Raw genomic sequence first — 20,981 nt, 5'->3', positions numbered from 1 at the left:
TCAGACCACGCGGTGGGCGAGCGGCTCACCGCGCAGGAACCGGCCCACCTCCGCCGCCGCGATCCGCGCCGCGTTGTGCGCGACGGAGGTGTTGGCGCCGGCCAGATGCGGCGTCATGACCAGCCGGGGCGCGGTGCGCAGCCGCGAGCCGGGCGGCGGCGGCTCGACCGCGAAGACGTCGAGCCCGGCGGCGGCGAGCCGGCCCGACTCCAGGGCGTCGCACAGCGCCTCCTCGTCGAGCAGCGCGCCCCGCGCGCAGTTGACGACCACCGCCCCGTCGGGCAGCAGCGCGAGTTCGCGGGCGCCGAGCAGCCCCCGGGTCTCCGGGGTCAGCCGGGCGTGCAGCGAGACGATGGCGGAGCCGCGCAGCAGGTCGTCCAGGTCGGCGACCGGTTCGCCGTACTCGCGCAAGCCCCGCTGGTCGGCGTGCGGGTCGTAGAGCCGCACCCGGGCGCCGAGCGCGGTCAGCGCGCGGGCCACCCGGCTGCCGACCGCGCCGCAGCCGATCAGCCCGACCGCCGTACCGTCAAGGCCGGGACCGCAGTTGTCGTAGGTGTAGAACTCGCCGGCCCAGCGTCCGGCGGCCAGCGCGGTGGACGTCTCGGGGATGCGGCGCATCGCCGCGAGCATCAGCCCGATCGTGTACTCGGCGGTGGCGGCCGCGTTGCGCCCGGGGGTGTTGCAGACCTGGACGCCGTGCTCCTTCGCCGCTTCGAGGTTGACGTTGACGGGGCCGCCCCTGCCGATCACCACCAGCCGCAGGTCGGGCGCGCCGTCGAGGATCCGCCGGGTCACCGGGGCCATCTGCGTGACGCACACCCGCACCCCGTGCAGCGCGCCGAGCATGGTCTCCTCGTCCCCGGACGCCTCGTCGACCTCGGCGACCGGGCCGAAGGGGGTGAGCGGCCACGGCAGCCGGAGCTCGTCGACGGAGTGGCCGGCGCCGATCTCGGCGGCCAGCTCCCGGCTGAGCAGGTCGGGGGCGACGAAATGGTCGCCCGCTGCGAGGATTCTCATGGGCGAGGACTCCTTCATGCTCGGGTCGGAGCGATCTCGTAGGGGACACCGCTCTCCTCGAGGGAGCGCAGGGCCTCCGGCGGGGTGCGGTCGTCGACCAGGACGAGGTCGAAGGTGCTCAGCGGGGCCAGCCGGTGCAGCGCGGTGCGGCCCAGCTTGGAGTGGTCGATCATCAGCACGCTGCGGTCGGCCGCCTTCAGCATCGCCCTTTTGACGGCGACGATCCGCTGCTCCTGGTGGAAGGCGTATCTGCCGAACACCGACGAGGTGGAGACGAAGCACAGGTCCACCCGCAGCGCCTCGACCGCCTCCACGCAGGGGACGCCGAGGAAGGAGTCGTGCAGCCGGTCGTAGTCGCCGCCGAGCGCCATGAGGTGCAGCCCACGCTCGTCGGCGAGCAGGTTGAGGGCTTCGAGGAAGTTGGTGACGACGGTCAGCGGGTCGATGCCCGGCAGCAGCCTGGCCAGTTCGAGCGCGGTGGTGGAGTCGTCGATCATGACCGACATGCCGGGCTCGATCAGCGTCGCCGCCTTCGCGGCGACGGCCTCCTTCTCGGCCAGCATCGTCTTCTTGCGGAAGGCGACATTGCTCTCGAACACGCCGGACGGCTGGACGGTCACACCGCCGCGGAACCTGCGCAGGATGCCCTCGCGCTCCAGCTCGTCGATGTCCCGGTAGATGGTCATCAGGCTGACCCCGAACCGCTCGGCCAGATCGGACGCGGAGACCGAGCCCTCGGCCAGCACGTGGTCCGAGAGCTCGCGGCGGCGATCGGACGGTCCCCGGCGGTCCTTGTCCTGTGACATTCCTCGGTCCTGTTCCGATCCGTCGGGCCGGTGATAACAATTCACACTGTGGATCTAACATCCAGTGCTGATGCAATGTTCGGCAGTGTTCACTACGTGCGGCGGTCAGGTCAACCCGTCGGATAGCCTTCCCGGTGGCCTATTCCCAGGTGGGAGCCGAGATTTGGGACAGTCGTGACATCGCCGAGAGACGGCTGTCCGGCGCTGTGATCAGGGTGTGAAAAGAGTCTTGCGGTCACCGGAGGGGGCGGGAGTCCCCGCGTGAACGCGTTGGAGTAATCGCGCAAGAGAGGGTGTGACCAACAATCAGCTTTCGTACCGCCCCGGCACGGGCCGGTCCGCCGGGGCCGGGGCAGCGGTCCAGGACGTCCGGGCGGCGCCGGGCCGGCTGGTGCCGGTACTGCCCGCGCTCGTGGCGTTCGGCTTCGGGCTCTGGCGGCTCACCGGCCCCGGCATGTGGCGCGACGAGGCGGCCACCTACTCCACCGCCCGGCGCGGCGTCCCGCAGATCTGGCACCTGACCTCGCAGGTGGACGCCGTGCACTTCCTGTACTACTTCCTGATCCACCTGGACTTCGCGCTCTTCGGCGCGAACACGGTCACCCTGCGGGCCCCGTCCGTGCTGGCCGGAGCCGGGAACGCGGCGCTGCTTGCCGCTGTCGGCAGCCGGCTGGCCGGTCCGAGGGCGGGGCTGCTGGCCGGCCTGTTCTGGGCGGTGCTGCCGCAGACGAGTCGCCAGATGCAGGAGGGGCGCTCCACCTCGCTGGTGATGCTGTGCGTGCTGGCCGCGGCCTACTTCCTGGTGCGGGAGATGTGGGTCTGGACGGCGGTCGCGGTGGCGCTGGCCGGCGCGCTGAACGTCCTGTCCTCGCTCGTCCTGGCCGCGTTCGCGGTGACGGCGCTGCTGTGGCGGTGGCAGGGCGCGATCGGCGGCCGTGCGCTGGTGCGGGCAGGGCTGGCGGGCGCGGCGGGGTTTCTGGCCGGTGCGGTGCCGGCCGGGCTGCGCGGCCGGGGCCAGCGCGGTGTGCTCGGCTGGATACCCGGGCCGGGCCGGCAGACCTGGCACGAACTCAGCGGTGCGATGTGCGGCGGCCACCGGCTGGTGGTCCCGGTGCTGGCCGTCGCCGCCTTCGGCTGCTGCCGCGCCGTTCTCGGCGACGGGCGGCGGCTCGTGTCGCTCGCGGTGCCCCTGCTGGTGCTGCCGACCGCGCTGCTGGTCGGCTACTCGCTCGTGGGCACCCCGAGCTATGTGATGCGGTACGTGTTCTACACGTTCGCCGGGCTGGCCTGGCTGGTCGGTCTCGGGCTCGACGGGCTGCTGCGGTACGTGGATCGCGCGCTGCGCCGTCTCGGGCCGCTGCCGGCCGGGGCTTCGAGCCTGGCCGTCGGTTTGCTGGCGGTCGCGCTGGTCTGCCGGATCGGCTGGCCGGAGCAGAACCTGATCCGGACCGTCGACGGCCACGGCGACCCGCTGGAGCGCATCGCCCGGGTGGTGGGCGACAGCTCGCGCCCCGGCGACGCCGTGCTGTTCCTGGGCGCCGACCGCAGGTATGCCGCGCTCGCGTACCCCTCCGACTTCACGCACACCGCCGACGTGATGCTCACCGGGCCGGTCGCGGAATCCGCGAGCCTGTACGGCGTGCAGTACCCGGTGCGGGACCTGACGGCCCGGCTGGCCGGCCACGACCGGGTCTGGGTGGTGTGGAGCCGGTGGAAGTGGCACCGCGACGCGACCTTCCAGGAGCTGCGGCAGGACGGCTACCGGCAGGTGTCCGACTGGCGGCTCACCCCGGGGATGGACGTGCTGCTTTTCGCCAGGCTCGGCGCGGACCCGGACATCCACGGCAGGTTTCACGGCAGGTAGGGAACCGCCGCCGCCGCGACCCGCGTGCACGTCGGTATGAATGTCGGTGGGAAAGCGGCCGACGTACGTCTGCGTGCCGGTCCCGGCGGTGGCTGCGAGTCCGCGAAGGCGCTCCCGCACGCCTCGTTATGATCCGGGGTCCTCGTCCACCACGGCTTCCGGCTCGCGCTCGACCGGCCGCGGGTGCGGCTTGAGGCACCGATCGCCGCCGCGACGCTGCTGCTCGCGTTCGACGACCAGCCGATCACGATCGTCCGCTCCGACCGTCGGCACCACCCGGTCAGCCGGGTGTCGGCCATGTCGGGGCTGCGGACCTGCGCCACGCTCGCGTCGCACGACGGCCGGCTGCACGGGGTGGAGGTCAGCCTGACCCCGTGGATGGCGTTCGCGCTGTCCGGCACCGACCAGAGCGAACTGGCCACCGAATCGGTGGATCCGCTCTCGCTTCCCAGCAGTTGGATCCGCGCCCTGACCGACGAGCCGGCCGGCACTCCCGGTTGGGAGCGCCGGTTCGCGCTGCTCGACACGGCGCTGGCGGCCAGGGCGGCGGCCGGTCCGCGGCCGGCTCCGCAGGTGGTGCGGGCCTGGGAACTGCTCAGCCGGTCGGGCGGAAGGATTCCGATGCGCCGACTGGTGGAGGAAGTCGGCTGGAGCGTACGGCAGTTGGAGCGGCGGTTCGGGCAGCAGATCGGGCAGACTCCGAAGGCCCCGGCCCGGGTGCTGCGACTCCAGCGGGCTCGCAGGCAGTTGGCCGCGGGACGGCCGCCGGGCGCCGTGGCGGCCGACTGCGGTTTCTTCGACCAGGCCCATCTGTGCCGGGAGTTCAAGGCGATGACGGACCTCGCGCCGACCGAGTTCGTCGAGCACCGCGAACCGGAGCGGCCCGATCCCGCCGACTCCGACCCCCGCGCAGGTCACGGCGGTCCGGCCGGCCCGCCGCTCGACCGGCTGCCGGGCGAGGCCACCAGCATCGTCCTGGCCGGGTGAACCGGTGGCGCCGAGCGGCGGATGAACCGTGCCCGTAACGGTGTTGGGCCGGTGACAGGATGCCCGGCGGGGTGGGTCCCTGCCCGCACCCGCCATCACCGAAAGGCGCTCCCATGCCCCTGCTGCCCCTCGGCGTGTCCCTCCAGTCGCGCTGGCCGCTCGACGACGGCGCCGCCGCACTGCGTGCCGCCCGCCATGCGGAAGATCTCGGATTCGACCATGTGGCGGTCGGCAACCGCCTGCTGGACAGCGGCTTCGGCCTCGACACCGACCCGCTGGTGCTGCTGTCGGCCGTCGCGGGCGCGACGACCCGCGTGCGGCTGCTGACGTCGGTGCTCGTGGCGCCGCACTATCCGGCGCTGCTGCTCGCCAACCAGGCCGCCACCTTGGACGTGCTGTCAGGAGGGCGGCTGATCCTCGGCGTCGGCACCGGCTGGAACCCGGATGAGTTCGCCGCCGCCGGGGTGCCCGTGCGCGAGCGCGGAGCGCGCACCGACGACCACCTCGGTGCCGCCAGGGCGCTCTGGGCGCGGCGGCCCGCCGATTTCGAGGGCCGGTTCACGACGCTGCGCGGAGCGAACCTGGGGGTGCCGCCGGTCACCCCCGGCGGGCCGCCGGTCTGGGTCGGCGGCAGCAGCGACCCGGCCCTGCGCCGGGCGCTGCGGCTCGGCGACGGCTGGTACGGCATGGGCGCGGACGCCGCCGAGGTGACCGACGTGCGCCGGCGGCTGGGTGAACTCGCCGCGGAAGCGGGGGAATCGAGTGCGACCGCAGAAGGCGGCCGACTGACCCTGGCCTCGGCCCAGTTCCTCACCCCGCCCGGCATCCCCGCGGAGACGGAGCTTCCGGGACGTCCGCTCGGCGGCACGGCGCCCACCGCGGCGAGCGTCGCCGACGACCTCGGTCAGCTCGCCGAGGCGGGGCTCTCCGCCGCCACCTTGTGGCTGCCCATCGCGGCCGGGCACATGGACGCGGCCATGGAGTGGATCGCGGCCGAGGTGATGCCGCAGCTCAGCTGACGCCCCAGCAACATGCGCCTGCGGGGCGGACGCAGCACAGCCGGCGTACCCGCGGGCCTTCTTCGACCGGCACCTGCGGCGGCCGCGGCACGGCGGGCACCTGCTCGACGGCCCGAGCGCGGCCTTCCCCGAGGTGACGTTCGTGCCGTGAGGCGCCGGACGGTCGCCGCCCCGGCCGGCGGCCGACGGCGACCGGCGATCAGACCCGCGGGCCGAGGAACAGGCCGCCGCTCGCGTCGATGACCTGGCCGGTGATCCAGCGGGCCGCGTCGGAGGCGAGGAACGCGATCACATCGGCGACGTCGTCCGCGCCGCCCAGCCGGTCGAGGGCGGTCGATCCGGTGATGAACCCGGCAAGGCCCGGTGCCTCGAACACCGCTCCGTTGGTGGCCGTCCTGGTGGCGCCGGGCGCGACCGCGTTCACCGTGATCCCCTGGACGCCCAGTTCGTTGGCCAGCGTCATGGTCATCGTCTCGACCGCGCCCTTCGTCATGGCGAAGGACGTCTGCGCGGTGTTCGCCATCCGGGTCGCCACGGACGAGACGGTGATGATCCGGCCGCCGTCGCGGAGCAGCGGCAGCGCGCGCTCGATGACGAAGTACGGCGCCCGCACGTTCACCGCGAAGAGATGGTCGAACTCGGTGCGCGTCGTGACGCCCATCGGGCCCGCGGGCCGCGCCGCCGCGTTGTTCACCAGGATGTCCAGCCGGCGGCCGCCGAGGCCGGACTCGACTCCCGCGAAGAGCGTCTCGACGTCGCCGTCCACGCCCAACTGGGCCTGGACGGCGAACGCGGTCCCGCCGTCCCGTTCGATCCGGTCGACCGTCGCCGCCGCGCCGTCCTTGTCCGTGCCGTAGTGCACGACGACCAGCGCCCCGTCCGCCGCCAGCCGGATCGCCGTCGCCTGCCCGATGCCGCGCGCCGCCCCGGTCACCAGAGCCGTCCTGCCCGTCAGATCGCCCATGCCCGCCACCCCTGTCTGTGAGCGACTACCTATCTGGTAGTCACTACCACTCCGGTAGGGTCTATCACATGCCCGACCAGCACTCAACGTTGCGAGCTCAGCGGCGGTCCGAGACGCAGCGTGTGATCCAGGCGCACGCGGTACGGCTGTTCAGCGAGCGCGGATACGACGCCACGACCGTCACCGACATCGCGGCGGCGGCGGGCGTGTCGCCCATGACCGTCTACCGGCACTTCCCGACGAAGGAGGACCTCGTCCTGATCGACCAGCACGGCAGGCTGGTCGCCGAGCAGATCCTCGCGGGGCCGGCGGGGCAGCCGCTGGTGGGCCGGATCGGCAGGGCGCTGGTCGACTCTGCCGCCGCGCTGACCGGGGACGCCGAGGGCGGCGGGCTGACGGCGGAGGGCCGGTTCCTGCTGGCCAGGCTGCGGCTGATGATCTCCACGCCGGCCCTGCGGGCCAAGCACCTGGACAACAACTACGCGCTCCAGCAGGCGATCGTGGGCGCGCTCGGGGACGGCGCCGGCGATCCCGAGGCGGCCTTCCAGGCCCAGGCGGCGGCCAGCGCCTGCCTGGCCGCCATGCACACGGCGCTGGTGCGGTGGACGGAGGACGGCGGGCAATCCGAGCTGTCGGAACTGATCGCGAGGGCGCTCGTCGCCGCCTTCGGCGAAGACGTCCTCGGCGGCGCGGAGGCGTGAGGCGGGCCCTCCGGGCCGGGATTCGACAGCAGCAGCCCTCTCGGCCGGTGCCTCACCGCAGCCAGGCGGTGGCTGGTCGCGCAGTTCCCCGCGCCCCTTCGGGGCCCGGTGGCCGCCGGGGTGATCGCGGTCCGGAACGGACGGCCGCAGGGCCCCCGCCCGGGCGCCGGAGGAGAGGCCGCGCCCCTCCCCCGGCGGGGCCGGTCAGGCCAGTTCGGCGCGCAACTGCCGTGCGGCGGCGACCAGGTGGTCGAGGGATTCCTTGGTCTCGGGCCAGCCTCGGGTCTTCAGGCCGCAGTCGGGGTTGACCCAGAGCCGGTCGGCGGGGATCGCGGCCAGGCCCTTGCGGAGCAGGGCGGTGACCTCGGTGGTGTCGGGGACGCGCGGTGAGTGGATGTCGTAGACGCCGGGTCCGGCCTCGCGGGGGTAGCCGTGGTCGGCGAGTTCGCCGGCGACCTGCATGTGCGAGCGGGCGGCCTCCAGGCTGATGACGTCGGCGTCGAGGTCGTCGATGGCCTGGACGATGTCGCCGAACTCGGCGTAGCACATGTGGGTGTGGATCTGGGTGTCCGGGCGGACGGCGGCGGTGGTCAGGCGGAACGCCTGGGTGGCCCAGTGGAGGTAGGCGGGCCGGTCGGCGGCGCGCAGCGGCAGCGTCTCGCGCAGCGCGGGTTCGTCGACCTGGATGACGGCGGTGCCCGCCGCCTCCAGGTCGGTGACCTCGTCGCGCAGGGCGAGGGCGACCTGCCGTGCGGTGTCGGCCGGCGGCTGGTCGTCGCGGACGAAGGACCAGGCGAGCATGGTGACGGGGCCGGTGAGCATGCCCTTGACGGGGCGTGAGGTCAGCGACTGGGCGTAGCTGGTCCAGCGGACCGTCATGGGTGCCGGGCGGGAGATGTCGCCGGCCAGGATCGGCGGGCGGACGTAGCGGGTGCCGTAGGACTGGACCCAGCCCTGCCGGGTGGCGAGGTAGCCGGTGAGCTGCTCGGCGAAGTACTGGACCATGTCGTTGCGTTCGGGTTCGCCGTGCACCAGGACGTCCAGGCCCGCCTCTTCCTGGAAGGCGATGATCTCGGCGACGGCGGCTTCCATGCGCTGCTCGTAGCCGGCGGCGTCGATCCGCCCGGCGCGCAGCGCGGCGCGGGCCGCGCGCAGGTCGTCGGTCTGCGGGAACGAGCCGATGGTGGTGGTCGGCAGCGGCGGCAGGTCGAGGCGTTCGCGCTGGGCGGCGGTGCGCTGCGGGTAGGGCTGGGAGCGGGCGCCGTCGGCGTCGGTGACTGCCGCGGCCCTCTCCCGCACCGCCGGGTCCCGGGTGATGGGTGAGTTCGCGCGGGAGGCGAGGTCGGCGCGGTTGGCGGCCAGTTCGGCCGCGATCGACGCGGTTCCGCGGGCCAGGCCGCGGGCGAGAACCGTGATCTCGGCGGTCTTCTGCCGGGCGAAGGCCAGCCAGCGGGCGATCCGCGGGTCGATGTCGGGCTCGGCTGTCGCGTCGAGCGGGACGTGCAGCAGCGAGCAGGACGCGGCCACGTCCACCCGGTCGGCCAGGCCCAGCAGGGTGCCGAGGGTGGACAGCGACTTCTCGAAGTCGTTGATCCAGATGTTGCGGCCGTCCACCACCCCGGCGATGAGCCGCTTGCCGGGCAGGCCGCCGACGGCGGCGAGGTCGGCGAGGTTGGCGGCGCCGGGACCGGTGAAGTCCAGCCCGAGGCCGTCGATGGGTGCCTTGGCCAGCACCGGCAGTGCCTCGCCGAGCCGGTCGAAGTAGGACGCCGCCAGCAGCCTGGGCCGGTCGGCCAGGGCGCCGAGTTCGCGGTAGGCGCGGGCGGCGGCGTTCAGCTCGGCCGGGGTGCGGTCCTGTACCAGCGCGGGTTCGTCCAGCTGCACCCATCCGGCGCCGGCCGCCCGCAGGTCGGCGAGCACCTCGGCGTAGACCGGCAGCAGCCGGTCCAGCAGCGTCAGCGGCTCGAACCCGGGGTCGACTCCCGGCGCCGGCTTGGCCAGCAGCAGGTAGGTGACCGGGCCGACGAGGACCGGCCGGGCGTCCAGGCCGAGCGCGAGGGCCTCTCCCAGCTCGGCGACCTGCTTGGCCGAGTCGGCGGCGAAGACGGTGTCGGGGCCCAACTCCGGCACGAGATAGTGGTAGTTGGTGTCGAACCACTTGGTCATCTCCAGCGGCGCCACATCCTGCGTGCCGCGGGCCATCGCGAAGTACCCGTCGAGCGGGTCGTTCTGCACGGCCTCACGGTGCCGGGCCGGGATCGCGCCGACCATCACGCTGGTGTCGAGCATGTGGTCGTAGTACGAGAAGTCGCCGGTCGGCACCTCACCGAGCCCGGCCTCCGCGAGCTGCCGCCAGTTCGAACGGCGCAACCCGGCAGCGGCCTCCCGCAAGCCCTCGGCGCTGACCCTGCCCTTCCAGTACCCCTCGATCGCCTTCTTCAGTTCCCGGTGCTGTCCCTGCCTGGGGTAGCCGTACACGGTGGCGCGCGGCGCTGCGGCCGCGCGGCCGGCGGTGGGCTGGTCTGTCATGGGGGCTCTCCTTCGCGAGCGTGTGTCCCGAGGTTCCGGAGACCGCTTGCGGGAGGCGAGGAGCACGAAGCGGAGCGGACGGGTCACCTCGACAAGAGATGCCACACCCGGAGGTGCTGCCCGCCATCCGTACGCCGACCCGCCCACGAGGTCACCGGATCTCCGTACACACGGGGTGTGTACGGGCAGCGGGCAGGTCTTCGGACTCGCGGGCGCGTCCGCCTGAGGCGGACACCTACTGGCCGTCGCTTCCCAGACCCGTTTCCGGACCCAGTGCGTATGACGGCGGTCGTTCCCACTCACCGCTGCGGGGCAGTCCCGGATTCCCACCGGGTTCCCTCTTGCGACGCTCCCGCCTGGCGGACGGGGGCGAACCAGCTGCACCCGCCAGCTTAGGGCTTGCCGCCCGCGAACCGGCACCGGCTCCCGGCGGCGGCGAACTCCCGGCGCGCGCGACGAATCCACCAGCTTATGTACCTGGACAGGTACGTACCCGACTGGTTACGCTCACCGGGTGGATGCCGTACTGCAAGCGATGTCGGACGAGAGCCGGCGCACCGTACTGGAGGCCCTGCGGGCCGGACCGGCCACCGTCACCGAGCTGGCGGCGCTGCTGCCGATCGCCCGCCCGGGGGTCTCCCGGCACCTGCGGGTGCTGCGCGAGGCGGGGTTGGTCGAGGTGCACCAGGAGGCGCAGTTCCGCGTCTACCGGCTGCGCCCCGAGCCGCTCGCCGAGGTCCACGAGTGGCTCGACCGCTACCGGGCGCTGTGGGAGCAGCGGATGGACGCGCTGCACACCGAGGTCGCCCGTGGAAAACGCGGACAAGCAAGCCGTGCGCGGGGCAACGCCGCACAAGACAGCAGAGACAGCACAGAGAGCAGGGGGAACACCGCATGACCGACGACACGAGGACCGGACCGCGCCTGATCGGCAGCCTGCAGGTCACCGGCGGCAAGGGGGGCGTCCGGATGGAGGACGTGTACGAGACGGGCGCCGACGACCTGTGGTCGGCGCTGACCGACCCCGAACGGCTGGCGCGCTGGGTGGCGCGGGTGGAGGGCGACCTGCGTCTGGGCGGCGAGTTCCGGGCGAGCTTCACCAGCAGCTGGGAGGGGCCCGGCCGGGTGGAGGTCTGCGATCCGCCGCGCCGGCTGCTGCTGACGATGGAACCGGGCGCGCCGGACTCGACGGTCATCGAGGCCGTACTCACCCCCGAGGGCGAGGACCGGACCCGGCTGGTGATCGAGGAGCGCGGACTGCCGGTGCCGGAGTTCGTCAACCACGGCGCCGGATGGCAGGCACACGTCGAGGATCTGGCCGCGCACCTCGCCGGGCGGGAACCCGTCGACTGGCACACCCGGTGGACGCAGCTCATCCCGTCCTACCGGTCTCTGGCACGCGACCTCGGCCTCGTTCCGCCGGGCTACGGGGCGACCTCGGGCGAATAACGTTTCAGCTACGATGACCTGCCGAATACAACCTGACAGAAGCGACATTAAGCCGCTCTCGTACCCCCCTTACAAACGAAGGGCGTCCGCGAGCCCTCGCGCCGCCGGTCACTCTGCGCGCCTTGGTGATCACTCAGGGAAAGGTTGTAAAGCCCACTGAAATTGGGCATCTCATGCGACCGCCGGCACCCCGGTTGTGACATGTCGCACGATCGCGGCGGCGCCTGGTTTTCCACGACCGGATCGGCGGGTAAGGGGGTTTCGGCGGGGCACCCGGGCCGCGGAACGCACCGGGGCGGGGGCTGTGACTCGGGCCCGGCGGGCCGTTAGGTTCGGGAGTGAACCGGTTGCAGCGGGTTTGTACGGCATCGCTCGACGCGTCGCGCGATGCCCCGCCCGGCACCACGCCCGGCGGCCGGTTCCGACCCGTCCCCGGCCCGAAAGGCAACTGTGTCGAAGCTCGTAGCCGAGCACGTGTTCAAGGTCTTCGGAAGAAGGCCGAAGGCGGCCGTCCGCCGCATCCAGGAAGGAACTGATCGCGCGGAACTGCGCGAGGAAGGCACCACCGCCGCCGTGGTGGACGCCTCGTTCGAGGTGCAGCAGGGCGAGATCTTCGTTGTCATGGGCCTGTCCGGTTCGGGCAAGTCCACGCTGCTGCGCATGCTGAACGGCCTTGCGGAGCCCACCTCGGGCAGGGTGCTGTTCGACGGTCAGGACCTCACGGCCCTGTCGCCGAAGGCCCTGCGCGACCTGCGCTCCCAACGGATCAGCATGGTGTTCCAGCACTTCGCGCTCTTCCCGCACCGCAGCGTGCTGGAGAACGCCGGATACGGCCTCGAAGTGCAGGGCGTACCGCGCAAGGAGCGCGAGGAGAAGGCGGCGCACGCCCTCGACCTGGTCGGCCTGGCCGGCTGGGGCGTCCACTGGCCCGACGAGCTGTCCGGCGGCATGCAGCAGCGGGTGGGACTTGCCCGCGCGCTGGCCACCGACGCCGACGTGCTGCTGATGGACGAGTCGTTCTCCGCGCTGGACCCGCTGATCCGCCGTGACATGCAGGACCAGCTGCTGGAACTCCAGCAGCGGCTGCACAAGACGATCGTCTTCATCACCCACGACCTCAACGAGGCCATGCGGCTGGGCGACCGGATCGCGGTGATGCGCGACGGCCGGATCGTCCAGATCGGCAGCGCCGAGGACATCCTCGTCGACCCGGCCAACGACTACGTGGCCAGCTTCGTCCAGGACGTGGACCGCTCCCGGGTGCTCACCGCCGGCTCGATCATGCAGGAGCCGCGGGTCATGGTGCATCCCGGTGACGGACCGCGGGCCGCGATGCGCGCCCTGCGCACCGACCAGGCGTCCGCCGCCTTCGTCGTCGCGCCCGGCCGCAAGCTGGTCGGCACCGTCACCGAGGAGAAGGTCACCGAGGCGCTGCGCGGCGGCGAGTCGCGGGTCCGCGACCTGATGGAGACCGAGTGCGTCACCACGCACGCGGACGCGCCGCTGGCCGAACTGCTCACCCCCGCCTCGCAGACCAAGCTGCCGCTGGCGGTGGTGGACGGCGACGGCAGGCTCAGCGGTGTCATCCCGCGGGTCACGCTGCTGGCCGCGCTCGGCGACCAGCCGGAGACGGTGGTCGGCCTGCACCACGCCCTGGTGGCGGAACCCGCGGGCCCGGACAGCCCGGACGGCCCGGACGGCCACGGCACCGCGGCCGGCTCCGGTGACACCGGCCTGCTGACCAAGGGCGATACCAGCGCACTGACGAAGGAGGCCGGCGATGCCTAGGATCCATCTCGGCAACTGGGCCGAAGACGTCGTCAACTGGCTCACCGACCACTTCTCGTGGCTCTTCGACTTCATCAGCCGGATCATCAACCACGCCTACGACGGCGTGGAATGGGTGCTCGGCGGCCCGTCGCCGCTGCTCATGGCGGGCATCCTCGCGGTGCTCGCGTTCTGGATGCGCGGCCTGACGGCCGGCGTGCTGGCCTTCGCCGGCTTCGCGCTGATCGACTCGATCGCGCAGTGGGACGAGGCGATGGAGTCGCTGTCGCTCGTCGTGGTCTCCGGCGTGGTGGCGCTGCTGCTCGCGGTGCCACTGGGGGTGTGGGCGGCCCGCAGCAGTGCGGCGAGCAGAGTGGTACGCCCCGTGCTCGACGTCATGCAGACGCTGCCGGCCTTCGTCTACCTGATCCCGGCGATCATCTTCTTCAGCCTGGGCACCGTGCCCGCCGTCATCGCCACCATCGTGTTCTCGATGCCGGTCGGCGTGCGGATGACGGAGCTGGGCATCCGGCAGGTCGATCCCGAACTGGTGGAGGCCGCCGACGCGTTCGGCACCCCGCCCGGCAAGACGCTGCTGCGGGTCCAGCTGCCGCTGGCGCTGCCGACGATCATGGCGGGCGTCAACCAGGTCATCATGCTGGCGCTCTCGATGGTCGTCATCGGCGGCATGGTCGGCGCCGAGGGCCTGGGCTCCACCGTGTTCGGCGCGATCAGCCAGGTGAACATCGGCCTCGGCTTCGAGGGCGGCGTCGCGGTGGTCGTCCTGGCCATCTACCTGGACCGGATCACCGGCGCGCTGGGCGACCAGGTCTCGCCGCTCGGCCGCCGCGCGCTGGCCAGACTGCGCGAGCCCGCGCACGGCTTCAGCGTGCTGCGCTACCGGCCGCGTCCCGCGGTGGGCCTGTCCTGCGTGGTCGTCCTGGCGCTGGCCGCCTGCGGGGTCGGGGTCTTCGGCGACGACGACTCCTCCTCGGGCGGTCCCGTCACCGCCGCGCAGAACGTCGGCAAGGGGCAGTCGGTGAAGATCGGCGCCTTCAACTGGGACGAGTCGGTCGCCTCGGCGAACCTGTGGCAGCAGGTGCTCGCCGACCGCGGCTACCAGCCGAAGGTCACCACGTACGACCCGGGCGCGGCCTTCACCGGCCTGGCCAGCGGCTCGCTGGACTACCTGACGGACGCGTGGCTGCCGACCACCCACGCCTCGTACATGAAGCAGTACGGCAAGGACTACACCGACCTGGGCAAGTGGTACGACGAGACCTCGCTGGAGGTCTCGGTGCCGTCCTACGTCAAGGGCGTCAAGACGATGGCCGACCTCAAGGGCAAGAGCCAGGAGTTCGGCGGCCGGATCATCGGCATCGAGCCCGGCGCCGGCGAGACGAAGCTGCTCCAGACCAAGGTGCTGCCCGGCTACGGCCTGGACAAGGAGTACAAGGTCGTCAACAGCTCCACCGCGAGCATGCTGGCCGAACTCAAGCGCGACTACGCGCAGAAGAAGCCGGTCGCCGTGGTGCTGTGGTCGCCGCACTGGGCCTACAGCAAGTACGACCTGACCAAGCTGGCCGACCCCAAGGGCCTGTGGGGCCCCGGTGACTCCATCCACGACCTGGCCAACAAGGGCAGCGGTACGAAGCTGTCGCAGGTGAGCACCTGGATGCGGAACTTCCGGCTGACCGAGGCCCAGCTCGGCTCGCTGGAGGCGGCGATCCAGGACGGCGGTCCCGACACCCCGGCCAAGGGCGTGCGGAACTGGATGAAGAAGAATCCGGACGTCGAGCAGAAGATGGCGCCGGTCAAGGGCAGTTGACCGCTGCCGCGGCGGGCCCGATCGTCTCGGCGGTCGGGCCCGCCGCGGTTCTCGCGTCGCTCATGAGTGTGATTCAGACCACAACTCATTGACGATCACCGAAACACCCGCGCAACATTGCGGAAACCGCCTCTTTCACGAGTGGCTCGCCAGGACCGAACTGTAAACGTTTACAGTTCAGTTGCCGGACCAGCGAAGGGACCGATCATGACGACCTCGGCCGGACCGCCGACCGTGGAGACCATCGCCGCCAGGGCGGGTGTCTCGATCGCCTCGGTGTCCCGGGTCCTCAACGGCCACGGGGCCCGCCCCAACACCGTCCGGCGGGTCGAGCAGGCCGCCGCCGAACTGGGCTACGTACCCAACGGCGTGGCCAGGTCCCTCAAGGGCGGCCGGACCCGCCAGCTCACCTTCGCGATGCCCGACGTCGGCAACCCCACCTATGTGTCGATGGTCCGGCAGATACAGGCGGTGACCAAGCCGCTCGGCTACCGGCTGCTGCTGCACTCCACCGACGCCGTCGCCGAGGACGAGCTGGACGTGGTGCGCAGCCTGGCTGACCGCACCAGCGACGGGCTGATCCTGTGCCCGATCCGGGTGACCGACGAGCATCTGGCGGTGCTGGCCGCCGTCTCCCGGCCGGTGGTGGTGATCGGCTCGCTGCCCGGCGAGGCGGCGGTGGACAGCGTGCGGGCCGACTCGGTGTCGGGCACGGTGCTCGCGGTGCGGCACCTGGTGGAGAGTGGACGGCGACGGATCGCGTTCATCAACGGGCCCGCCGACACCGTCCCCGGCCGCAACCGCCGGCTCGGCTACCGTACGGCGCTCCAGCAGGCCGGACTCGACTTCGACCCCGCGCTGACCGTCACCACCGAGTTCGGCATCGAGGCCGGGGCCGCGGCCGCGCACCGGCTGCTGGACTCCGGCCTCGGCATCGACAGCGTCTTCTGCGCCAACGACCAGCTCGCGCTGGGCGCCGTGCACGCGGCGCACGACCGGGGCCTGCGAATACCGGAGGACCTCGCGGTCGCCGGGATGGACGACAGCGAGCTGGCCAGGGCCGGCCACCCGGCGCTGACCAGCGTGGACCTGGGATCGGCGGAGCGCGGCCGGCTGGCCGCGGGGATGCTGGTGTCCCGGTTGGAGGGCGACAGCCACGAGGTGCGCTGCGAGACCGTCGCGCCCCGGCTGGTGGTGCGCGAGTCGACCATGGCGGGCACCGGCCGGACGCCCCGCGTCGGCGCGGCGAGCGCCTCATGAGCGCCACCGCGGCCACCGCGCCCCGCCGCGGCGCCGGCACCCCGCCGCCGCGCAGCACCGCCGCCCGCCGCCGGGTGCTCGGCCTGGACAAGGACGCCTGGTTCCTGCTGCTCCCCGCACTGATCCCGGTGCTGGTGCTGAGCGTGGGACCGCTGCTCTACGGGATCGGCCTGGCGTTCACCGACGCGCAGTCCGGGGTCACCCACAGCACCTCCTTCGCCGGCGTCGACAACTTCAAGGAGCTGCGGCTCGACTCGCTGTTCTGGCAGTCCTTCCGGATCGGGCTGGTGTGGGCGGTATGCGTCACCGTGCTGCAGTTCCTGATGTCGCTCGGCCTGGCGCTGCTGCTGAACCAGAACCTGCGGCTGCGCTGGCTGGCCCGCACTTTGGCGCTGGTGCCGTGGGCGATGCCCGAGGTGGTGGTCGGCATCATGTGGCGGCTGGTCTACAACCCGGACTCCGGCATCCTCAACAACACCCTGCACGACCTGCACCTGGCCTCGGGCAGCACGGACTGGCTGTCCAGCCTGTCGCTGGCGCTGCCCGCGGTGATCGTGGTGGGCGTGTGGGCCGGGATGCCGCAGACCACCGTGGTGCTGCTGGCCGGCCTGCAGAACGTACCGGTGGAGCTGCACGAGGCCGCCAGCCTCGACGGGGCCGGGCTGTGGCGCCGGTTCAGCACCGTCACCTGGCCGACCCTCAAGCCGGTGGTGCTGTCCATCACCGCGCTGAACTTCATCTGGAACTTCAACTCCTTCGGCCTGGTCTACGTGCTGACCAGCGGCGGTCCCGGCGGCAAGACCGAGCTGCCGATGCTCTTCGCCTACGACGAGGCCTTCCGCTACGGGCAGTTCGGCTACGCGGCGGCCATGGGCCTGGTGATGGTCGCGGTGATCTCCGTGCTGCTGGCCGTGTTCCTGCGCAACCGTCTCAAGGAGGCCGACCAGTGAGCGCCGCCGTTCCCTCGCAAGCCACCCCCGCCGCCGCCCCCGCACAGGCGCCGCCGTCGGCCGGCCGACGGCGGGCGCGCCGCAGGGCGGGCCGGGCCGGGCAGTACGTGGCCCTGCTCTGCTACCTGGTCTTCCTGGCCTTCCCGCTGCTGTGGCTGGTGTCCACCGCGTTCAAGTCCCCGCAGGAACTGGGCTCGCTGCATCCGACCTGGCTGCCCAAGCACCCGACGCTGGACAACTTCCGCTCCGCGTTCGACCAGCAGCCGCTGCTGCACTCGGCGCTCAACAGCCTGATGGTGGCCGGCGCCGCGGCGGTGCTCTCGGTCGGCGTGGCGGTGCCCGCGGCCTATGTGATGGTGCGGTTCAAGTCCAGGGTCAGCCGGGCCGGCACCGGCTGGATCCTGGTCAGCCAGATGTTCCCGCTGGTGCTGATCATCATCCCGCTGTTCATGGTGCTGAAGAACCTGCACCTGATCGACTCGCGGATCGGCCTGACGGTCGTCTACGTGGTGTGGACGCTGCCCTTCGCGCTGTGGATGCTCCAGGGCTACGTCAAGGCGGTGCCGGCGTCGCTGGAGGAGGCCGCCGCCATCGACGGATGCAGCCGGCTGCGCACGCTGCGCAGTGTGGTGCTGCCGCTGCTGGTGCCCGGCCTGGTGGCGACCTTGATGTTCTCCTTCGTCACCGCCTGGAACGAGTTCTTCTTCGCTCTGGTCCTGCTCAAGTCCCCGGAGAAGCAGACGATGTCCGTGATCCTGACCCACTTCCTCGGCGCCGAGGGCGCCGCGGACCTCGGCCCGCTGGCCGCAGCGTCCGTCCTCGCCACCCTGCCCAGCCTGCTGTTCTTCGCGCTGCTGCAGAAGCGGCTGGTCGGCGGCATGATGACCGGGTCGGTGAAGGGCTGATGCGCCGCCGTACGCTCCTGGCCGGTACGGCCGCCACCGCCGCGGCGGCCGGCTCCGGGTCGCTGCTGTCGGCCTGCGGCTCCTCCAGCGGCTCGGGCGTGCCCAGCCTGGACTTCCTGTCGCTGGCCTGGCAGGAGGAGTCGGTCAAGGCCAACAAGGCGCTGGTGAAGCAGTGGAACCAGCAGCACCCGGAGACCCACGTCCGCTACGTGCAGGGCAGTTGGGACGACGTCCACGACCAGTTGCTGACCTCGTTCGAGGGCGGTGAGGCGCCCGACATCATCCATGACGAGGGCATCGACCTGACCGACTTCGGCTCCGGCGGCTACCTCGCGGACCTGACGAAGCTGCTGCCGGCCGGGCTGCGCGCCCGGATACCGCAGAGCACCTGGGACACCGCGGCGTTCAACGGGGCGCTGTACGGCGTGCCGTTCCTGCAGGAGCCGCGGGTGCTGATCGCCAACAGGAAGCTGCTGGTGGACGCGGGCATCCCGCTGCCCGACTCCGACCACCCGTGGACCTGGGCGGAGTTCGAGGACATCACCCGTGAGCTGTCCCACCACGGCGGCGGCAAGGCCGAGCGGTACGGGACCGCCTGGCCGATGAGCTCACCGGTGAGCGTGACGCTGAACCTGGCGCTCACCAACGGCGGCCGGGTGCTGTACAAGGACAAGGACAGCGGCCGTACCGAGGTGCGCTTCGACAGCGCGGACTCCGCGTTCGCCGAGATGGTCAGCCGGCAGGTGCGCACCGACCGCTCGGCGCCCTCCAGCGCCCTGTCGCTGGGCGGCGGCGACGTGCTGCCCGGGTTCTTCGGCGGCCGGTACGCGATGCTGCCGCTGGACTTCTCCTACCGGCAGCAGGTCCAGCAGCAGGCCCCCGACCACTTCGACTGGGTCACGCTGCCGCTGCCGGTCGGCGCCGGCGGCGCGGACGGCGGGCGCGCCCAGGGGGTCAGCCCGCAGACCCTGTCGGTGTCCAAGTCCTGCGCCCACCAGGAGGCGGCGGTGGAGTTCATCGACTTCATGACGCAGACCCCGCACCTGGTGCAGCTCGCCCAGGGCGACTGGATGCCGCCGACCGGCACGGCCGCGCTGCGCGATCCGGCGCTGACCACCGAAAAGCTCGGCTGGAGTACCGGCATGTCGATCGCCCGCTATCTGACCGCCTCGCCGGCGCTGGGCATGCGCGGCTACCCCGAGTGGTCGGACAAGATCGCCACCCCGGCGCTCCAGCAGTACTACAGCGGCGCGATCAGCCTCGACTCGCTGCGCGGAAAGCTGGTCCGGGACGGCAACCGGGTCTTCGAGCGGTACCGGAGCTGACCGGCCGCCCCCGGCACGGCCGTGCCCGCCACCTCCCGCACGGCCCGCACCCGTAACCGTCCCGGCCGCCGCGAGTTCCAGATTCCGACGGTCCGAGCACCCGAGAGGGAACCGAGCAGCCGAAGCAGTTGGAGAAGGAGCCCGACACCATGACCCGTTCACCCGGCCGGCCGCCGCGTCCGCCGCCCGCACGCCTGCCCGGCACGGCGCACCGAACGCCCCACCCAGCAGCACTCACCAGGAACGGCACGGCATGAGCTCAACCCCCGCCCCACCCCCTCCATCGGTCCCCTCGGTTCCCTCCCTGATCCCGCCACCGGGCGGCGCGGTCCGCCCCCGTCCCGCAGCGGGAAGCCGCCGCGACCACGCGCGCGGCGCGCTCACCGGCCTCGCGGTCGGGGACGCGCTCGGGGCGCCCGCGGAGAACATGAAACCGTCCCAGATCAGAGAGCGCTGGGGCCGGATCGAGGACTTCGTCAGCGACGACCCGGCGGGGACCGACGACACCGAGTACGCGATCCTGTCCGGCCTGCTGCTCGCCCGGTTCGGCTCCGCGCTCACCACCGGTGACGTGGAGGCGGCCTGGCACCTGTGGATCGCCGACCGGGACGAGGGGGCGTTCCGCGGCGCGGGGTTCAGCGAGCGCGGCACCCTGGAGAACCTGCGCCGCGGCCTGGCCTCGCCGATCACCGCGCAGCACCGGCACGCCTGGAGCGACGGCCTCGCCATGCGGGCCGCGCCCTGCGGGGTCTACGCGGCCGGCCGGCCCGCCGAGGCGGCCAGGCTGGTGGCGATCGACGGCACCGTCAGCCACGAGGGCGAGGGGATCTACGGCGGCCAGGCCGTCGCGGCCGGAGTGGCCGCGGCGATGACCGGCGGCAGCCCGGCCGCGGTCGTCACGGCCGCGCTGTCCGTGGTCCCGGAGGACTCCTGGACGGCACGGTCGCTGCGGCGCGCGGTGACCGTCGCGACCCGGGTCAGGCGGGACGCGTCGCTGAGCGTGCTCGACCGGGAGCGCGCGCTGCGCTCCGCCGTCGTCATCGGCGGCTACCCGTGGACGGACCTGGCACCAGAGGCCGTCGGCCTCGCGTTCGGTGCTTTCGCGCTGGCCGACGGCGACTTCGCCGGCTCGGTGCTCGGCGCGGTGAACATGGGCCGGGACGCCGACACCACGGCCGCCGTCGCCGGCGCGCTCGCCGGAACGCTCGGCGGCTACGCGTCCATCCCGGAACGCTGGTCGGCCGCGGTCCGCCCGGTCCGCGGCAGCTGCCTGCCCTCGATGGCCGGCTACCACGTCCGCGACATCGCGGACCTGCTGGCCCCCGACGAGGGCCGGCTCTCCCCCGGCCACGGCGAACGGGCGGCATCATGACGACCCGGTCCAGAGTGGAGCCGACAGCCACACCGCTGACGGCCGTTCCCGGCAGCGGGGTCGACCGTCCGGAGGCCGACCGGGCCGACCCGGCGCCCGGCGAGGCAGGCGCACCCGACTCCACACCCGCCACCACTACGGGCGAGCCGGCGGCGCCGACCCTCCGCCTCGGCGCGCCCGACCGGCCGGGCGCCCTCGGCGGCGGCCACGCGACGCGCGCACCCGGCGCCCGGAGCCC

17 protein-coding genes and 1 riboswitch are annotated in these 20,981 nt (G+C 72.5%); of the genes, 13 read left to right on the top strand and 4 right to left on the bottom strand.

Going from position 1 to position 20,981, the window contains the following annotated elements:
- Both ACQPW6_RS38125 and ACQPW6_RS38120 read right to left on the bottom strand, forming a co-directional pair.
- Window positions 1–1,017 carry a 2-hydroxyacid dehydrogenase gene (locus ACQPW6_RS38125; RefSeq protein ID WP_433894302.1) on the bottom strand — a complete coding sequence of 339 codons (1,017 nt, stop codon included), beginning with the start codon at window positions 1,015–1,017 and terminating at the stop codon, window positions 1–3.
- Window positions 1,018–1,031: 14 nt separating this feature from the next.
- The gene (locus ACQPW6_RS38120; RefSeq protein WP_433894301.1) at window positions 1,032–1,823 is read right to left on the bottom strand and encodes a DeoR/GlpR family DNA-binding transcription regulator; all 792 of its coding nucleotides are present in this window, start codon (window positions 1,821–1,823) and stop codon (window positions 1,032–1,034) included.
- 295 nt (window positions 1,824–2,118) lie between these two features.
- Between ACQPW6_RS38120 and ACQPW6_RS38115 the strand changes: the two genes are divergently transcribed.
- From ACQPW6_RS38115 to ACQPW6_RS38105, 3 genes are all read left to right on the top strand, one after another.
- On the top strand, window positions 2,119–3,687 hold the full coding sequence (locus ACQPW6_RS38115) for a hypothetical protein (protein WP_433894300.1): 1,569 nt from the start codon (window positions 2,119–2,121) through the stop codon (window positions 3,685–3,687).
- 183 nt (window positions 3,688–3,870) lie between these two features.
- Window positions 3,871–4,674 carry a helix-turn-helix transcriptional regulator gene (locus ACQPW6_RS38110; protein WP_433894299.1) on the top strand — a complete coding sequence of 268 codons (804 nt, stop codon included), beginning with the start codon at window positions 3,871–3,873 and terminating at the stop codon, window positions 4,672–4,674.
- Between the two features lie 113 nt (window positions 4,675–4,787).
- Entirely contained in the window at window positions 4,788–5,693 is a 906-nt protein-coding gene (locus ACQPW6_RS38105) for a TIGR03619 family F420-dependent LLM class oxidoreductase (RefSeq protein WP_433894298.1), read from the top strand.
- 199 nt (window positions 5,694–5,892) lie between these two features.
- On the opposite strand, the gene ACQPW6_RS38100 is transcribed toward ACQPW6_RS38105, so the two are convergent.
- Entirely contained in the window at window positions 5,893–6,657 is a 765-nt protein-coding gene (locus ACQPW6_RS38100; RefSeq protein WP_433894297.1) for an SDR family oxidoreductase, read from the bottom strand.
- A 68-nt stretch (window positions 6,658–6,725) separates the two neighbouring features.
- Between ACQPW6_RS38100 and ACQPW6_RS38095 the strand changes: the two genes are divergently transcribed.
- Window positions 6,726–7,358, top strand: a complete 633-nt coding sequence (locus ACQPW6_RS38095; protein WP_433894296.1) for a TetR/AcrR family transcriptional regulator — start codon at window positions 6,726–6,728, stop codon at window positions 7,356–7,358.
- A gap of 204 nt (window positions 7,359–7,562) precedes the next feature.
- Here the strand turns inward: ACQPW6_RS38095 and metE are convergent, their stop codons facing one another.
- A complete protein-coding gene (gene metE / locus ACQPW6_RS38090) occupies window positions 7,563–9,887 on the bottom strand; it encodes a 5-methyltetrahydropteroyltriglutamate--homocysteine S-methyltransferase (RefSeq protein ID WP_433894295.1) in 2,325 nt (774 codons plus the stop codon).
- Window positions 9,888–10,061: 174 nt separating this feature from the next.
- A riboswitch (cobalamin riboswitch) is annotated at window positions 10,062–10,281 on the bottom strand.
- A gap of 120 nt (window positions 10,282–10,401) precedes the next feature.
- On the opposite strand from metE, the gene ACQPW6_RS38085 reads away from it, so the two are divergent.
- The 9 genes from ACQPW6_RS38085 to ACQPW6_RS38045 all read left to right on the top strand — a co-directional run bounded on the left by ACQPW6_RS38085 (window position 10,402) and on the right by ACQPW6_RS38045 (window position 20,743).
- Entirely contained in the window at window positions 10,402–10,785 is a 384-nt protein-coding gene (locus ACQPW6_RS38085; protein WP_433894294.1) for an ArsR/SmtB family transcription factor, read from the top strand.
- Window positions 10,782–11,336, top strand: coding sequence for an SRPBCC family protein (locus ACQPW6_RS38080; protein ID WP_433894293.1), 555 nt, complete (start codon window positions 10,782–10,784; stop codon window positions 11,334–11,336). The genes ACQPW6_RS38085 and ACQPW6_RS38080 overlap by 4 nt, the downstream gene beginning before the upstream one ends.
- 450 nt (window positions 11,337–11,786) lie before the next feature.
- On the top strand, window positions 11,787–13,124 hold the full coding sequence (locus ACQPW6_RS38075) for a quaternary amine ABC transporter ATP-binding protein (protein ID WP_433894292.1): 1,338 nt from the start codon (window positions 11,787–11,789) through the stop codon (window positions 13,122–13,124).
- Window positions 13,117–14,931, top strand: coding sequence for an ABC transporter permease/substrate binding protein (locus tag ACQPW6_RS38070; protein WP_433894291.1), 1,815 nt, complete (start codon window positions 13,117–13,119; stop codon window positions 14,929–14,931). The genes ACQPW6_RS38075 and ACQPW6_RS38070 overlap by 8 nt, the downstream gene beginning before the upstream one ends.
- A gap of 207 nt (window positions 14,932–15,138) precedes the next feature.
- Window positions 15,139–16,191: a LacI family DNA-binding transcriptional regulator gene (locus tag ACQPW6_RS38065; RefSeq protein WP_433894290.1), complete on the top strand. Its 1,053-nt coding sequence runs from the start codon at window positions 15,139–15,141 to the stop codon at window positions 16,189–16,191.
- Window positions 16,188–17,141: a carbohydrate ABC transporter permease gene (locus ACQPW6_RS38060; protein WP_433894289.1), complete on the top strand. Its 954-nt coding sequence runs from the start codon at window positions 16,188–16,190 to the stop codon at window positions 17,139–17,141. Before ACQPW6_RS38065 ends, ACQPW6_RS38060 begins: the two co-directional genes overlap by 4 nt.
- A 107-nt stretch (window positions 17,142–17,248) precedes the next feature.
- On the top strand, window positions 17,249–18,046 hold the full coding sequence (locus ACQPW6_RS38055) for a carbohydrate ABC transporter permease (RefSeq protein ID WP_433894794.1): 798 nt from the start codon (window positions 17,249–17,251) through the stop codon (window positions 18,044–18,046).
- Window positions 18,046–19,371 (top strand): ABC transporter substrate-binding protein, encoded by a 1,326-nt coding sequence (locus ACQPW6_RS38050; protein WP_433894288.1) that lies wholly within the window; start codon window positions 18,046–18,048, stop codon window positions 19,369–19,371. The genes ACQPW6_RS38055 and ACQPW6_RS38050 overlap by 1 nt, the downstream gene beginning before the upstream one ends.
- A 253-nt stretch (window positions 19,372–19,624) precedes the next feature.
- Entirely contained in the window at window positions 19,625–20,743 is a 1,119-nt protein-coding gene (locus tag ACQPW6_RS38045; protein WP_433894287.1) for an ADP-ribosylglycohydrolase family protein, read from the top strand.
- Window positions 20,744–20,981: the final 238 nt, after the last annotated feature.

Source organism: Streptomyces sp. CA-111067 (genome assembly GCF_050956065.1).
Lineage (GTDB): Bacteria > Actinomycetota > Actinomycetes > Streptomycetales > Streptomycetaceae > Actinacidiphila.
Note: the sequence above shows the minus strand (reverse complement) of the source record. Positions and strands in the feature narration are given on the sequence as shown.

Coding starts and splice junctions, on each gene's coding strand:
- ACQPW6_RS38045 (WP_433894287.1), top strand. CDS start 19,625: ATGAGCTCAACCCCCGCCCCACCCCCTCCATCGGTCCCCTCGGTTCCC.
- ACQPW6_RS38060 (WP_433894289.1), top strand. CDS start 16,188: ATGAGCGCCACCGCGGCCACCGCGCCCCGCCGCGGCGCCGGCACCCCG.
- ACQPW6_RS38065 (WP_433894290.1), top strand. CDS start 15,139: ATGACGACCTCGGCCGGACCGCCGACCGTGGAGACCATCGCCGCCAGG.
- ACQPW6_RS38105 (WP_433894298.1), top strand. CDS start 4,788: ATGCCCCTGCTGCCCCTCGGCGTGTCCCTCCAGTCGCGCTGGCCGCTC.
- ACQPW6_RS38095 (WP_433894296.1), top strand. CDS start 6,726: ATGCCCGACCAGCACTCAACGTTGCGAGCTCAGCGGCGGTCCGAGACG.
- ACQPW6_RS38080 (WP_433894293.1), top strand. CDS start 10,782: ATGACCGACGACACGAGGACCGGACCGCGCCTGATCGGCAGCCTGCAG.
- ACQPW6_RS38070 (WP_433894291.1), top strand. CDS start 13,117: ATGCCTAGGATCCATCTCGGCAACTGGGCCGAAGACGTCGTCAACTGG.
- ACQPW6_RS38050 (WP_433894288.1), top strand. CDS start 18,046: ATGCGCCGCCGTACGCTCCTGGCCGGTACGGCCGCCACCGCCGCGGCG.
- ACQPW6_RS38125 (WP_433894302.1), bottom strand. CDS start 1,017: ATGAGAATCCTCGCAGCGGGCGACCATTTCGTCGCCCCCGACCTGCTC.
- ACQPW6_RS38120 (WP_433894301.1), bottom strand. CDS start 1,823: ATGTCACAGGACAAGGACCGCCGGGGACCGTCCGATCGCCGCCGCGAG.
- ACQPW6_RS38100 (WP_433894297.1), bottom strand. CDS start 6,657: ATGGGCGATCTGACGGGCAGGACGGCTCTGGTGACCGGGGCGGCGCGC.
- metE (WP_433894295.1), bottom strand. CDS start 9,887: ATGACAGACCAGCCCACCGCCGGCCGCGCGGCCGCAGCGCCGCGCGCC.